Origin of the sequence: Streptomyces sp. NBC_01537 (assembly GCF_045040445.1) — a bacterium.
Classification (GTDB): Bacteria; Actinomycetota; Actinomycetes; order Streptomycetales; family Streptomycetaceae; genus Actinacidiphila.
Genome location: NZ_CP109392.1, coordinates 5009142 through 5022442 on the forward strand (window position 1 = coordinate 5009142; position 13301 = coordinate 5022442).

A 13301-nucleotide genomic window follows, 5' to 3' on the forward strand; every position below is an offset into this window, starting at 1 on the left:
CAGAGTCATTGGTATGCGCACTCAACAGCTCCCGACGACTGGCACGTCATCCCACCAGCTGGGAACGCTGCCCGCCCGTGAGCACCTGGCTGTCTCGCAGACCGAGCCAGTGCTCGATGTCGTGATCCCCGTATACAACGAGGAGAAAGACCTCGAGGGTTGCGTGCGCAGACTGCACGCGCACCTCACCCGGACCTTCCCGTACCCCTTCCGCATCACCATCGCCGACAACGCCAGCACCGACCGCACCCCGGCCGTGGCCCGGACGCTGGAGCGGGAGATCGCCGAGGTCACCTCCTTCCGGCTGGAGCAGAAGGGCCGCGGGCGCGCGCTGCGCACCGTGTGGTCCGCCTCCGACGCGCCGGTGCTCGCCTACATGGACGTGGATCTGTCCACGGACCTCAACGCGCTGCTGCCGCTGGTGGCCCCGCTGATATCCGGCCACTCGGACCTGGCCATCGGCTCGCGGCTGGCCCGCTCCTCGCGCGTCGTGCGCGGCGCGAAGCGCGAGTTCATCTCCCGTACCTACAACCTCATCCTGCGCGGGTCGCTCGCCGCCCGATTCTCCGACGCCCAGTGCGGCTTCAAGGCGATCCGCAAGGACGTCGCCGAGCGGCTGCTGCCGCTGGTCGAGGACACCGGCTGGTTCTTCGACACCGAGATGCTGGTGCTCGCCGAGCGGGCCGGCCTGCGCATCCACGAGGTCCCGGTCGACTGGGTCGACGACCCCAACTCGACGGTCGACATCGTCAAGACGGCCACCGACGACCTCAAGGGCGTCATGCGCGTGGGGCGTGCCCTGGCCACCGGCGCGCTTCCGCTGGACCGGCTGCGCCGCCCTTTCGGCGACGACCCGCGCGACGAGATAGCCGAGGCCCCGGTGGGCCTCGCGCGGCAGCTCGTCGGCTTCTGCGTCGTCGGCGGGCTGAGCACGCTGGCGTATCTGCTGCTGTTCTCCCTCTTCCGGATGGGCATGGGCTCGCAGCTCGCCAACGCCCTGGCCCTGCTGGTCTCCGCGGTCGGCAACACCGCGGCCAACCGGCGGCTCACCTTCGGTGTACGCGGCCGTGACAAGGCCATGCGCCACCAGGCCCAGGGCCTGGTCGTCTTCGGCATCGGCCTCGCCCTCACCAGCGGCTCGCTCGCCGCCCTGAACGCCGCGAACTCCGCGCCCGCGCAGGGCACCGAGATCGCCGTGCTCGTCGCGGCCAACCTCGCGGCGACCGTGCTGCGCTTCCTGCTCTTCCGGGCGTGGGTCTTCCCGTCCCAGGGCGAGGACGAAGGCGAGGGCCAGGGCCAGGGCCAGGGCGAATCCGGCATGCGCATGCAGCCCGCAGTGCAGGTCCGTCCCGGCACTCCGTACGAGTCGGAGCAGCCGCAGCAACCGCAGTACCAGCCGCAGCAGCCGTACCCGTACGCCGACGCCCCGCAGGGCGGCACCCCCTGGCGGGTAAGCGGCCAGACCGGCTACGGCGACGAGACCATGCGCATGCGCCCCATAGACCCCCACGAGTACGACCCGAGGAGTAACCGATGACCACGTCCCGCAGCGACGGGGCCGAGACGCCGTGGCGGTCGCCGGAGGAAGTCCCTCCGGCGCCGCCCGGCGGCGTTGTTGCCACAACCAGCACCACCGCCGTGCCGCCGCCCCCGGCGCACCTGCCGGCCGGCGTGCAGCGCACCCCCGTACCGGCTGACGCGCCCCCGCCGAATGCCGTCGGCGCGGGCGTCCCGGTCGCCGAACCCCCGTTCACCGTCGAGCCGGTGCTCTCCGGTTACGGCGGCGACGGCACCGTACCCCCGCCCGGCGAGGGCGGCGGCGGAGGCGGTGGCGGCGGTGACGGCCAGGGGCCGAGCGGCTTCGCCGCCCGCGTGTGGCGCGGCCGCCCCGAGGACGCGGCCTGGGTGCGCCCGGCCTTCATCGGCCTGCTGCTGGTCACGGCCCTCCTCTACCTGTGGGACCTGAGCAGCTCCGGCTACGCCAACTCCTTCTACTCCGCCGCCGTCCAGGCCGGCAGCAAGAGCTGGAAGGCCCTCTTCTTCGGCTCCCTCGACGCCGGCAACGCCATCACCGTCGACAAGCCCCCGGCCGCCCTGTGGCCGATGGCCCTGTCGGTCCGCGTCTTCGGCCTCAGCTCCTGGGCGATCCTCGCCCCCGAGGCGCTGATGGGCGTCGCCACGGTCGGCGTGCTCTACGCCGCCGTACGCCGCCGCTTCAGCGCCGCCGCCGGCCTCATCGCGGGCGCCTCGCTCGCGCTGACCCCGGTCGCCGCGCTGATGTTCCGCTTCAACAACCCCGACGCGCTGCTCGCGCTGCTGATGGTCGCCGCCGTCTACTGCGTCCTGCGCGCGCTGGAAAACGCGAGCACGAAGTGGATCGTGCTGGGCGGCGTGGCCTTCGGCCTCGCCTTCCTCACCAAGACGCTGCAGGCCTTCCTGATCCTGCCGCCGCTCGCCATCGTCTACGCGGTCTGCGCACCGGCGACCGTGAAGAAGCGGCTCATCCAGATCGGGTACGCGGCGCTCGCGCTCATTGTCTCCGGCGGCTGGTGGGTCACCATCGTCGAGCTCTGGCCCGCCTCCTCGCGTCCGTACATCGGCGGCTCCCAGGACAACAGCTTCCTGTCCCTCACCTTCGGCTACAACGGCTTCGGCCGCATCACCGGCAACGAGACCGGCTCCGTGGGCGGCGGTGGCGGCGGTGGCGGCACCGGCATGTGGGGCGAGACCGGCATCACCCGGCTCTTCAGCTCCGACATGGGCGGTCAGATCGCCTGGCTGCTCCCCGCCGCCTTCATCCTGCTGGCGGCCGGCCTGTGGCTGACCTGGCGCGCGAAGCGCACGGACACGCAGCGGGCGGCCTATCTGGCCTGGGGCGGGTCGCTGCTGTTCACCTTCGTGACCTTCAGCTTCATGTCCGGCATCTTCCACCAGTACTACAACATCGCGCTGGCGCCGTACATCGCCGCCCTCGTCGGCATGGGCGCCACGATGCTCTGGGAGCGCCGCTCGCAGATCGTCGCCTCGGCGATCCTCGCCGTCACGGTCGCGGTCACGGCCATCTGGTCGTACGACCTGCTCAACCGCTCCTCCGACTGGTACCCGGGCGTCCGCTACGCCGTCCTCATCGGCGGCATCGTCGCGGCCCTCGGCCTGCTCCTCGCGGCCCGGCTCGGCAAGCACCTCGCCCTCGCCTCGGCCGGCCTCGGCATCGCCGCCGCGCTCGGCGGCCCGCTCGCGTACACCCTCCAGACCGTCAACACCGGCCACACCGGCTCCATCGTCACGGCCGGCCCCTCGGTCCAGGGCGGCATGGGCTTCGGCGGCGGCGGCGTGCGCGGCGGCATGGGCAACCGCCAGGGCGGCACCCAGGGCGGCACCGGCGGCCAGGGCGGCTTCCCCGGCGGCACGCAGGGCGGCCAGAACGGCCAGAACGGCTTCCCGGGCGGCACGCAGGGCGGCGGTACGGGCGGCCAGGGCGGTTTCCCCGGCGGCACGCAGGGCGGCCAGAACGGCCAGGGTCAGAACGGCCAGACCCAGAACGGCCAGGGCGGCTTCCCCGGCGGCAGCACCGAAGGCGGCACGCGCGGCGGCGGCATGGGCGGTGTCGGCGGGCTCCTCAACGGGGCCAGCGTCAGCTCCCAGATGAAGGCCCTCCTTGAGCAGGACGCCTCCAAGTACACCTGGGTCGCCGCCACCATCGGCTCCCAGAACGCCGCCAGCTACCAGCTCTCCACCGAAGACCCCGTCATGGCCATCGGTGGCTTCAACGGCAGCGACCCCTCGCCCACCCTCGCCGAGTTCAAGAAGTACGTGGAGGAAGGCAAGATCCACTACTTCATCGCCTCCGGCACCGGCGGCGGTGGCGGCATGGGCGGCAGCGGCACCGGCACCCAGATCAGCTCCTGGGTCCAGTCCACCTTCACCGCCAAGACGGTCGACGGCGTCACCGTCTACGACCTCACCGCCTCGAAGTAAGGCTCAACGCGAAAGGGCGGTGGCCACCCGGCCACCGCCCTTTCGCGCTCAGCAGCTGTCGTCCGTCGCGAAGAGATCCAGCGAATCGGACGTCATGCGCTGGACCTTGAAGTGGTGGCTGACCCATATCGTCCAGCCCCCCTTGACCAGCGAGGTGCTCTGCGAGACACCCCTGGTCGCGAGGTACTTCGCCGGTCGCCAACCCTGCCGCCGCAGCGCCGACACGGCGTCGGAGTACGCCTGTGCCGCACCTTGGTCGGCTGCGTCCCAGGTGACGAGGCAGTCCTTCGTCAGCGGCCTGCCATGTTTGCCGGTCCCTGCGACCATCATGAGCGCGCCGCCCCGGTCCACCCCGGCCCCCGCCATGGCGGAGTCGATCTCCGCCATGACATCGTTCCTGCTCAACGGCCCGGACTGCGGAAACGCGGGTGCGTCGCCGCTCACCACCACGGTCCATAACGCGGCCGCGACTGCGGCCAGGGCCGCCGATCCCACCCTGCGCACCGACCGTCAGTCCTCCGGCGCCAGCCGCGCCGGGAAGCCGCCCGTCGCGATCGGCCCCCACCGCTCCGGCGTGATCCGGATCAGCGACTTGCCCTGCTTCACCATCGCCTCCCGGTACTCGGCCCAGTCCGGGTGCTCCCCCGAGATGTTGCGGAAGTACTCCACCAACGGCTCCACGGACTCCGGTGAGTCGATCACCTCCGCCGTCCCGTCGATCTGCACCCAGGGCCCGTTCCACTCGTCCGAGAGCACGATCACACTCACGCGCGGATCCCGGCGCGCGTTCCGAGTCTTCGCCCGTTCCGGATACGTCGACACGACCAGCCGGCCCGAGTCGTCCACCCCGCACGTCAGCGGGGAGCCCTGCGGCAGCCCGTCGGCGCGCACGGTCAGCAGGATCGCCCGGTGGCGAGGGCGTACGAATTCGAGGAGCTGGTCGAGGCCGACGTCGGTGTTCGTCGCGATGTAGGCAGCCATGAGGCCAGCCTATGCGCGGGATACTCGCAGCGGCCGACCGGAAGGGGACCACGATGGAGTACGCCCGAATGCGTGCCATCGCCGACGAACTCCGTCAGGTCGAGGAAGCGTGGGCCGTGGAGATCAGCGGTAACCACATCATCATGGTGATGGGCCCCGCCAAACGGCATCAGCTCATCGCGTTCCGCATCGCTGAGCAGCTCAACAGCCAGCTGGCGGGCACCGAGCCCCAGGTGATCGCCCAGTCCGGTGCGCAGATCGAGGATCCCTCGGTGGCCGCCGCCTTGCGCAGGCCCGATGTGGTGATTCTGCCCTTGGCGGTGCTGGACACAGAAGGCGACACCGTCGACCCGGGGGAGGTACTCGCCGTGGTCGAAGTCGTCTCGAAATCGAACCCGGAGAACGACTACCAGGGCAAGACCCGCGACTACGCGGCCATGGGCATCGAGGACTACCTGCTCGTCGACCCGCGCACGGGCACCGGCATGGTGCTCTCCAGCCCGCGCCACACACCGGAGGGCCCGCGGTACGCGGTCCGCCGCGAGTTCGTCTTCGGCGAGACCGTGCCGCTGAAGGACTGGCGGATCGAGACCGCCGACTTCCCGCTGTACTGAGCTGTATCGGGGCCCGGCGGGCGGCCTCGGCCGTCCCCTGCTCCGGCCGCCGGCCGGGCCCCTGCCGCCGGTGCGCACGCTTCCGCTGTGGGCGCGCGCACCGGCGGCTGTCGGGTGGAGGGCGTCAGCCCTCGGTCTTGGCGTCCTCGGTGACCGGAGCCGCCGCGGCGGCCGCCGCGCCCTGCAGGCCGCTGTGCGACCGCAGCGGCACCTCCTTGACGAACACCACCAGCAGCAGCCCGAGCACGGCGAACGGCGCGGCGCACAGGAACACATCGCCGACCCCGTGTCCGTACGCGTTCTCGACCACGGACCGCACGGGGGCGGCCAGGGTGTCCAGGTCGGGGATGGAGTCGCTGGTGCCGCCGGTCCTGACGCCGATCGCGGCCAGGCCGTCCGTGACGTAGCCGGAGATGCGGTTGGCCATGACCGCGCCGAGCGCGGAGACGCCGACCGCGCCGCCGAGGCTGCGGAAGAAGCTGACCAGCGAGCTGGCGGAGCCGAGCTCGTGGGGCTGGACCTGGTTCTGGGTGGCGAGGACGAGGTTCTGCATCGACATGCCGAGGCCGAGCCCGAGGAAGGCCATGTAGAAGGCCATCTGCCAGTACGCGGTGTCGTAGCGGATGGTGCCCAGCAGCCCGAGGCCGGACGCCATCAGGACGCCGCCGGTGAGCAGCCAGACCTTCCAGCGGCCGGTCTTGGTGATGAACCGTCCGGAGACGGTGGAGGCGATGGCCAGGCTGCCGATCAGCGGGATGGTCATGACGCCGGACATCGTCGGCGACTTGTCCCGGGCCAGCTGGAAGTACTGGCTGAGGAAGACCGTGCCGGCGAACATCGCGATGCCCACGAAGGCGCTGGCGGCCGAGGTCAGGGTGATCGTCTTGTTGCGGAACAGCCGCAGCGGGACGATCGGTTCCGCCACCTTGGACTCGATGGCGAGGAAGACGCCGCCCAGGGCGACGGACCCGCCGATCATGGCCAGGGTCTGCCAGGAGATCCAGTCGTACTTGTCGCCCGCGAAGGTGACCCAGAGCAGCAGCAGCGAGACGGACGCGGCCAGCACGGACGCGCCCAGCCAGTCCACCTTCACGTCGCGCTTCACGACCGGCAGCTTCAGGGTCTTCTGCAGCACGATCAGCGCGATGACCGCGAACGGCACACCCACGTAGAAGCACCAGCGCCAGCCGAGCCAGCTGGTGTCGGTGATGACGCCGCCGAGCAGCGGGCCGCTGACGGTGGCGACGGCGAAGGTCGCGCCCAGGTAGCCGCTGTAGCGGCCGCGCTCGCGCGGCGAGATCATCGCCGCCATCACGATCTGGGCGAGCGCGGACAGGCCGCCGACGCCGACGCCCTGGACGACGCGGCAGGCGATGAGCATGCCGGAGTTCTGCGAGAGGCCGGCCGCCATCGAGCCGGTCACGTAGATCACCAGGGCTATCTGCACCAGCAGCTTCTTGCTGGTCAGGTCGGCGAGCTTGCCCCACAGGGGGGTGGTGACCGTCATCGCGAGCAGCGAGGCCGTGACGACCCAGGTGTACGCGCTCTGGGTGCCGTGCAGGTCGGCGACGATGTCCGGGAGGGCGTTGGTGACGATCGTGGACGACAGGATCGCCACGAACATGCCGAGCAGCAGGCCGGACAGGGCTTCCATGATCTGCCGGTGCGTCATGGGGGCCGCGTCACTCGCCTGGGCGTCGGGCCCCCGCACACCGGGCGGTGTTGCGGTTGATGTCATCGTCATCCCTCTTCTTCGCGTCGTCGCGTTCGCTTCGTCACGTCGTGGCGAAATCGGTCCTGAGCCGGGCCAGCAGTTCCGTGAACCGCTCCACGTCCTCGTCCGGCCAGTCGCTCAGGCGGTCCGCCAGCACGCCGGCGATGTGGTCCTGGGCGGTGCGCAGGACCACATCCCCCCGCGTGGTGAGCCGCAGCAGCCGGGACCGCTTGTCCAGCGGGTCGGGCGCGCGCTCGATCCAGCCGCGGTCCGCGAGGTGCGCGACATGGCGGCTGGTGACGGACATGTCGATGTCCAGCAGCTCGGCCAGGCGGCCGATCCGCATCTCGCCGTGGCGGTTGATCACGGACAGCACGCCCACCGACGCCACCTGGCAGTCGGCGGGCAGCGCGCGGGCCATTCCCCGCATGACCGAGATCGTGGCGCGCAGCTGTGTCGCGAGTTCCTGGAACTGCTTCCGGTCAGCCATGACGCCACCCCCTTGCCCTCGTTGTAGTTGCCTCAAGCAACCATAGAGTCATTGGTTGCTGCAGGCAAATGATTGTCGGGAGCAAGCGAGTAAAAAACTCCCAAAGGAAAGGCCCGCCTTCGGTCAAGCAAGGCGGGCCTTCACCGGAAAACGGATGGTCAAACGGCTGGTCAGTCGGATGCCGCCGTCAGCTTCGCCAGCTCCTCCCCGGTCAGCTTCAGATCCGCCACCGCCACCAGCGCCCCCAACTGCCCCACGTTGCGCGCGCTGGCGATCGGCGCCGCGACCGTCGGCTGCGCCGCCAGCCACGCCAGCGCCACGGTCGCCGGTTCCGCGTCATGCGCAGCGGCGACTTCGTCCAGAGCGGCCAGCACGCGCACGCCGCGTTCCGCCTGCTCGCCCTTCAGATACTCCCCGGCCCCGGCCGCGCGCGGGCTGTCCACCGCTTCGCCGCCCGGCCGGTACTTGCCGGTCAGGAAACCCTTGGCCAGCCCGAAATACGGCACCGAGGACAGACCGTGCGCCTGGACGACCTCGCGCAGCGCGCCCTCGTACCCGTCGCGCTCCACGAGGTTGTAGTGCTGCTGCAGCGCGACGTACTTCACCAGGCCCTCGCGGTCGGAGAACTCCAGGGACTCCGCCAGCCGCTCCGGGGTGATGTTGGACGCCGCTATCTGCCGCACCTTGCCCTCACCGACCAGGGCGTCGAGGGCTGTGATGATCTCCTCGACCGGCACCTCGGGGTCGTCGAAGTGCGTGTAGTAGAGGTCGATGCGGTCGGTGCCCAGCCTGCGCAGCGAGGCCTCGGCGGCGGCCTTGATGTTGGCGGCCCTCAGGCCCTTGTACTCGGGGTGCGAGCTGACCTTGGTGGCCACGATCACGTCGTCCCGGTTTCCGCGCGCCGCCAGCCAGCGGCCGATGACCCCCTCCGACTCCCCGCCGCTGTGCCCGGGGACCCAGGCCGAGTAGCCGTCGGCCGTGTCGATGAAGTTGCCGCCCGCGGCTGCGTAGGAGTCGAGTACGGCGAACGAGGCCTGTTCGTCGGCCGTCCAGCCGAACACATTGCCGCCCAGGGAGAGCGGGAAGACATCGAGATCCGAGTTTCCAATGCGTGTCATGTGTTACGTAAGCAACCCTGGGGTGCCCTCCATTCCGCATCTTCGCTAGGGTTCCGGCCCATGAGCACTCCCAACAGCCCCGAGAACAACTACGACCCGGCCGGCAGTACCCAGATGTTCCGGGCCTTCGTGGACGAGCAGCCCCCGCAGCAGGCCGTCGCCGCCTCCGGCGGCAGCAAGACCGGCCTGATCGTCGGCGTCATCGCCGCGATCGTGGTGGTCGCCGTCGTGGCCTGGTTCGCCCTCAGCTGAGCCGGACGTCCTGGGTCTCCACGTGCATGCCCAGCGGCACCCGCCAGGCGTCCACGCAGATCTCCCAGGTCCTCTCTTTCTTCTCGCCGCCCTCCACCGGCACCGGCACCGCCTCGTCGGTCTCCACGGTCGCCCAGTCGATGCCGAGCAGGCCGATGATGTGCGTGCCGAAGGTGACGGTGCCCGTCGTCGCCGGCTGAGCGCCGGTGTTGGTGAAGGTCACGGTGACGTATTCGCACCAGCGGACATCCGACGCTGCCCGCGTGGGCCCGCTGACCGTGAGCCGCGCCGGTGCGGGGGCGGTCGTGGACGCGTCAGCGCTCGGTGAAGCCTCAGGGGCCGACGCGGGGGCCGACACCCGGCCAGGTGCCCGGCCCGGCGTCTCGGCCCGCGCAGGCGGCGTACCGCCAGGCCCACCGCCAGGAGTCCGTACGGAAGCGGAAGCGCCAGGACTGCCGCTCCCGGGGCTGCCGTCCAGCGGCACCCACTCCACGCCCCCGTCCGGCGGGACGTTCCCCGTGGCCGTCCCCGTCGGCCCTGCCGGGCCGACCGCGAGGTAGCCCTGATCCGTGCCGCCGCCCGGGCCGAAGGTGGCGAACGCGCCGAGACACACCACGGCCGCCGAGGCAGCGGCAAGGACCGCGCCCCGGCGGCCGGACGGCAGGTGAACCATCGCGCCAGATTACTGACGTGGCGTCAGTAACGGAACACTCTCTACTGCTCAGCCGTCAGACCGTCCCGCAGCTGGGACAGGGTCCGGGTGAGCAGCCGGGAGACGTGCATTTGGGAGATGCCGACCTCCTCGCCGATCTGCGACTGGGTCATGTTGGCGAAGAAGCGCAGCATGATGATCCGCCGCTCCCGCGGGGGCAGCTGGGCCAGTAGCGGCTTGAGCGACTCGCGGTACTCGACGCCCTCCAGCGCGGTGTCCTCGTAGCCGAGCCGGTCCGCCAGCGAGCCCTCGCCGCCGTCGTCCTCCGGGGGCGGGGAGTCCAGCGAGCTCGCGGTGTACGCGTTGCCGACCGCGAGGCCGTCGACGACGTCCTCCTCCGACACACCGAGCGCCACAGCGAGCTCGGCCACGGTCGGGGACCTGTCCAGCTTCTGCGCGAGCTCGTCGCTGGTCTTGGTCAGCGCGAGCCGCAGCTCCTGGAGCCGCCTGGGCACGCGCACCGACCACGACGTGTCGCGGAAGAAGCGCTTCACCTCACCCACGATCGTGGGCATCGCGAAGGTCGGGAACTCCACGCCGCGGTTGCAGTCGAAGCGGTCGATCGCCTTGATCAGGCCGATGGTGCCGACCTGGACGATGTCCTCCATGGGCTCGTTACGGCTGCGGAAGCGAGCCGCCGCGTACCGGACGAGCGGGAGGTTCAGCTCGATGAGGGTGTCCCGGACGTACGTCTTCTCCGGGCTGTCCTGGGACAGCTGCGCGAGCCGCAGGAACAGCGCGCGGGAGAGCGTACGGGTGTCGACCGCGGTGCTCACCTCGACGGGAATGTCGATTTCGGCGATCGCGGTGGTTGGGTCGACAGCCTCGACGACGGTGTCGGCTGAGTCGGCGGCGGTGGTGATGTCGATGGCCTTGCCGCTGAGAGCGTCGGCCGGCGCTGCGTCGGTACGGAGCACCTTCGGACTGCCCACTTCTACGGACATGCCACCCCCTTGAGGTCGCGGACGGGTGTCGCAGACGGGCGACGGGTCGTTCCTCCAACTGGAATACCGGCCACCAGCCCGCGACAAACGCGGTATCCGCAGAATGTCACATGTCGGCAACACGCTGTAGCGCCATGTCGACATTTCTTCGCAGGTTGTTTAATCCTATTCAGCTATGATTCGATCTGATTTGCGGATCTGAGCCTCGCGAAGCTCCGCGACAGCAGTCGTGACACATGCATCTGAGACACCCCCAGCTCCGCACTGATCTGCGACTGCGTCAGATTCCCGAAGTAGCGCAGCAGCAGAATCCGGCGCTCCCGCTCCGGCAGCTGCACCAGCAGATGCCGCACCAGGTCCCGGTGCTCCACGCCCGTCAGTGCCGGATCCTCGTACCCCAGCCGGTCCAGCAGCCCCGGCGCCCCGTCCCCGCCCTCCTGGGCCGCCTCCAGCGACGTCGCGTGATACGCCCGCCCCGCCTCCAGGCAGGCCAGGACCTCCTCCTCGGCCAGCTTCAGCCGGCCCGCGATCTCCGCGGTCGTCGGCGTACGCCCGTGCAGCACCGTCAGATCCTCGATCGCCCCGCTGACTTGCACCCACAGCTCATGCAGCCGGCGCGGCACGTGGACCGTCCGTACGTTGTCCCTGAAGTAACGTTTGATCTCGCCGACCACCGTGGGCATCGCGAAGGTCGGGAACTGCACCCCGCGCTCCGGATCGAACCGGTCGATCGCGTTGATCAGCCCGATCGTCCCGACCTGGACCACGTCCTCCATCGGCTCGTTGCGGCTGCGGAAGCGGGCGGCCGCGTACCGCACCAGCGGCAGGTTCACCTCGATGAGCGCCGCCCGTACCCGCGAGTGCTCCGCGGTGCCCGGCTTCAGGCCGGTCAGCTGCTCGAAGAGCACCTGCGTGAGCGCCCTCGCCTCGACGGCATTGGCATTCGGGGTACGGGTACGGGTCCGACTCCCGCCCCCGCTTCTGTCGCTGCTTGCTGGTGACGCCGTACGGGCCGACACGGAAAAACCACCCCACCCTCATCGGTCCACTCATCCGTCAAAAGCGGTCATAGCATCACAATTCATGTGCACTGTACGCAAGCACCGTATAACACCGTGTTGAAGGCGAGTTGACCTTGACTTGGGGTTTTCCATGACAAAAGCCCCCCACCCGGAGGGTGAGGGGCTCAGCAAGAACCGCTGGAACGGTTAACTAGAACGGGTAATCGGCGATCACCCAGGTGGCGAACTCCCGCCACTGCGCCACGCCGGCCTGATGCGCCGGGTGCTCGAGGTATGCCTTCAGCGCATCCGCGTCCGCCACCGAGGAGTTGATCGCATAGTCGTACGCGATCGGCCGGTCCGAGATGTTCCAGCCCACCTCCCACGACGCCAGCTCCGGAACCAGCGCCCCCAGCTCCTCGAACGCCTTCGCCCCCGCCACGACGCGCGGCTCGTCGCGCTGGACGCCCTCGTTGAGCTTGAACAGGACCAGATGGCGTATCACGCTGTACTACTCCTCACCGGCACCCCGCTGGTCAGTTGATCAGCTGGGTCATGAACTCACCGACGCCCTGGGCGGCGTCCGATATGCCCTGAAAGCCTATCTGGACGAGGTCCGCAGCGCGTGCCGGCGACGTGATGACGGTGTACAGCACGAACACCACGACGACGTACATGGAGATCTTCTTCGCCTGCGCCATGTCTGGAGTGTATCCACCGGATGGCTCAATCACCCTTGAACAAAACGACCCTCCGCCGATCTCCGGCGGAGGCCGTCGTCCCGCTTCGCACCCGGGGCACGGGGCGGCACGCAAAAACACCCCTCTGGCTGCATCGAAGCAGTCCGGAGGGGTGTTGCTGGCGGTAGCGGTGGGATTTGAACCCACGGAGGAGTTGCCCCCTCACACGCTTTCGAGGCGTGCTCCTTAGGCCGCTCGGACACGCTACCGAGAGAGAGCTTAGCGGACGCGGACGTGTGCTTTGAAATCGTTTGATCAGGTAGCCCTCAGGTCGCTCTGAAGAAGCGGGTGAGCAGCGCCGAGCACTCGTCCGCCAGTACGCCCTCGATGACCTCGGGGCGGTGGTTGAGGCGGCGGTCGCGGACGACGTCCCAGAGGGAGCCGGTGGCGCCGGCCTTGGGGTCGGCGGCGCCGTAGACGACGCGGTCGAGCCGGGAGAGGACGATCGCGCCGGCGCACATCGTGCAGGGCTCAAGGGTGACGACGAGGGTGCAGCCGGACAGCCGCCACTCGCCCACCGCCTTGGCGGCCTCGCGGATGGCGAGGACCTCGGCGTGGGCGGTGGGGTCGCCGGTGGCCTCGCGTTCGTTGCGGCCGTGGCCGATGACGGTGTGGCCGTCGGGGCCGAGCACGACCGCGCCCACCGGCACGTCGCCGGTGAGCGGGGCGAGCCCGGCCTCGGTGAGGGCGTGGCGCATCGGCCCGGCCCATGGGTCGCGCAGCGGATCGTGCGCCGGGCCGGGCGGTGGGACGGATG

The 13301-nt window shown here is 70.0% G+C and carries 15 protein-coding genes and 1 tRNA gene; 4 read left to right on the forward strand and 12 right to left on the reverse strand.

The window, feature by feature from the left end; all coding sequences use genetic code 11:
* Positions 1 to 13: 13 nt before the first annotated feature.
* Both OG607_RS23085 and OG607_RS23090 read left to right on the forward strand, forming a co-directional pair.
* Positions 14 to 1537 carry a glycosyltransferase gene (locus OG607_RS23085; RefSeq protein ID WP_405726557.1) on the forward strand — a complete coding sequence of 508 codons (1524 nt, stop codon included), beginning with the start codon at positions 14 to 16 and terminating at the stop codon, positions 1535 to 1537.
* Positions 1534 to 3978 (forward strand): glycosyltransferase family 39 protein, encoded by a 2445-nt coding sequence (locus tag OG607_RS23090; protein ID WP_405726560.1) that lies wholly within the window; start codon positions 1534 to 1536, stop codon positions 3976 to 3978. Before OG607_RS23085 ends, OG607_RS23090 begins: the two co-directional genes overlap by 4 nt.
* Positions 3979 to 4026: 48 nt before the next feature.
* On the opposite strand, the gene OG607_RS23095 is transcribed toward OG607_RS23090, so the two are convergent.
* Together OG607_RS23095 and OG607_RS23100 are read right to left on the reverse strand one after the other, a co-directional pair.
* Positions 4027 to 4482 (reverse strand): hypothetical protein, encoded by a 456-nt coding sequence (locus tag OG607_RS23095; protein WP_405726563.1) that lies wholly within the window; start codon positions 4480 to 4482, stop codon positions 4027 to 4029.
* A 6-nt stretch (positions 4483 to 4488) separates the two neighbouring features.
* Positions 4489 to 4959 carry a PPOX class F420-dependent oxidoreductase gene (locus tag OG607_RS23100; protein ID WP_405726566.1) on the reverse strand — a complete coding sequence of 157 codons (471 nt, stop codon included), beginning with the start codon at positions 4957 to 4959 and terminating at the stop codon, positions 4489 to 4491.
* A gap of 53 nt (positions 4960 to 5012) precedes the next feature.
* Here OG607_RS23100 and OG607_RS23105 point away from each other — a divergent pair, with 53 nt between their 5' ends.
* Entirely contained in the window at positions 5013 to 5573 is a 561-nt protein-coding gene (locus tag OG607_RS23105) for a Uma2 family endonuclease (protein ID WP_405726569.1), read from the forward strand.
* Positions 5574 to 5697: 124 nt separating this feature from the next.
* On the opposite strand, the gene OG607_RS23110 is transcribed toward OG607_RS23105, so the two are convergent.
* The 3 genes from OG607_RS23110 to OG607_RS23120 all read right to left on the reverse strand — a co-directional run bounded on the left by OG607_RS23110 (position 5698) and on the right by OG607_RS23120 (position 8895).
* Positions 5698 to 7311 carry an MDR family MFS transporter gene (locus tag OG607_RS23110; RefSeq protein ID WP_405726572.1) on the reverse strand — a complete coding sequence of 538 codons (1614 nt, stop codon included), beginning with the start codon at positions 7309 to 7311 and terminating at the stop codon, positions 5698 to 5700.
* 37 nt (positions 7312 to 7348) lie between these two features.
* Positions 7349 to 7777: a MarR family winged helix-turn-helix transcriptional regulator gene (locus tag OG607_RS23115; protein WP_405726575.1), complete on the reverse strand. Its 429-nt coding sequence runs from the start codon at positions 7775 to 7777 to the stop codon at positions 7349 to 7351.
* A gap of 170 nt (positions 7778 to 7947) precedes the next feature.
* Positions 7948 to 8895, reverse strand: a complete 948-nt coding sequence (locus tag OG607_RS23120) for an aldo/keto reductase (protein ID WP_405726578.1) — start codon at positions 8893 to 8895, stop codon at positions 7948 to 7950.
* Between the two features lie 60 nt (positions 8896 to 8955).
* Here OG607_RS23120 and OG607_RS23125 point away from each other — a divergent pair, with 60 nt between their 5' ends.
* A complete protein-coding gene (locus OG607_RS23125) occupies positions 8956 to 9147 on the forward strand; it encodes a hypothetical protein (RefSeq protein ID WP_405726581.1) in 192 nt (63 codons plus the stop codon).
* Here OG607_RS23125 and OG607_RS23130 read toward each other — a convergent pair.
* The 7 genes from OG607_RS23130 to tadA all read right to left on the reverse strand — a co-directional run bounded on the left by OG607_RS23130 (position 9140) and on the right by tadA (position 13242).
* Positions 9140 to 9820 (reverse strand): hypothetical protein, encoded by a 681-nt coding sequence (locus OG607_RS23130; RefSeq protein ID WP_405726584.1) that lies wholly within the window; start codon positions 9818 to 9820, stop codon positions 9140 to 9142. The two genes, OG607_RS23125 and OG607_RS23130, sit on opposite strands and share 8 nt — an antisense overlap.
* A 41-nt stretch (positions 9821 to 9861) precedes the next feature.
* Positions 9862 to 10803, reverse strand: a complete 942-nt coding sequence (locus OG607_RS23135) for an RNA polymerase sigma factor SigF (RefSeq protein WP_329315750.1) — start codon at positions 10801 to 10803, stop codon at positions 9862 to 9864.
* 173 nt (positions 10804 to 10976) lie between these two features.
* Positions 10977 to 11822 carry an RNA polymerase sigma factor SigF gene (locus OG607_RS23140; RefSeq protein ID WP_405726587.1) on the reverse strand — a complete coding sequence of 282 codons (846 nt, stop codon included), beginning with the start codon at positions 11820 to 11822 and terminating at the stop codon, positions 10977 to 10979.
* A 193-nt stretch (positions 11823 to 12015) separates the two neighbouring features.
* The gene (locus OG607_RS23145) at positions 12016 to 12309 is read right to left on the reverse strand and encodes a Dabb family protein (protein ID WP_405726590.1); all 294 of its coding nucleotides are present in this window, start codon (positions 12307 to 12309) and stop codon (positions 12016 to 12018) included.
* Between the two features lie 31 nt (positions 12310 to 12340).
* Positions 12341 to 12505, reverse strand: a complete 165-nt coding sequence (locus tag OG607_RS23150; protein ID WP_329315755.1) for a hypothetical protein — start codon at positions 12503 to 12505, stop codon at positions 12341 to 12343.
* 158 nt (positions 12506 to 12663) lie between these two features.
* Positions 12664 to 12753: transfer RNA gene (locus OG607_RS23155), tRNA-Ser, on the reverse strand.
* A gap of 57 nt (positions 12754 to 12810) precedes the next feature.
* Positions 12811 to 13242, reverse strand: a complete 432-nt coding sequence (tadA, locus tag OG607_RS23160) for a tRNA adenosine(34) deaminase TadA (protein ID WP_405726593.1) — start codon at positions 13240 to 13242, stop codon at positions 12811 to 12813.
* Positions 13243 to 13301 lie beyond the last annotated feature (59 nt).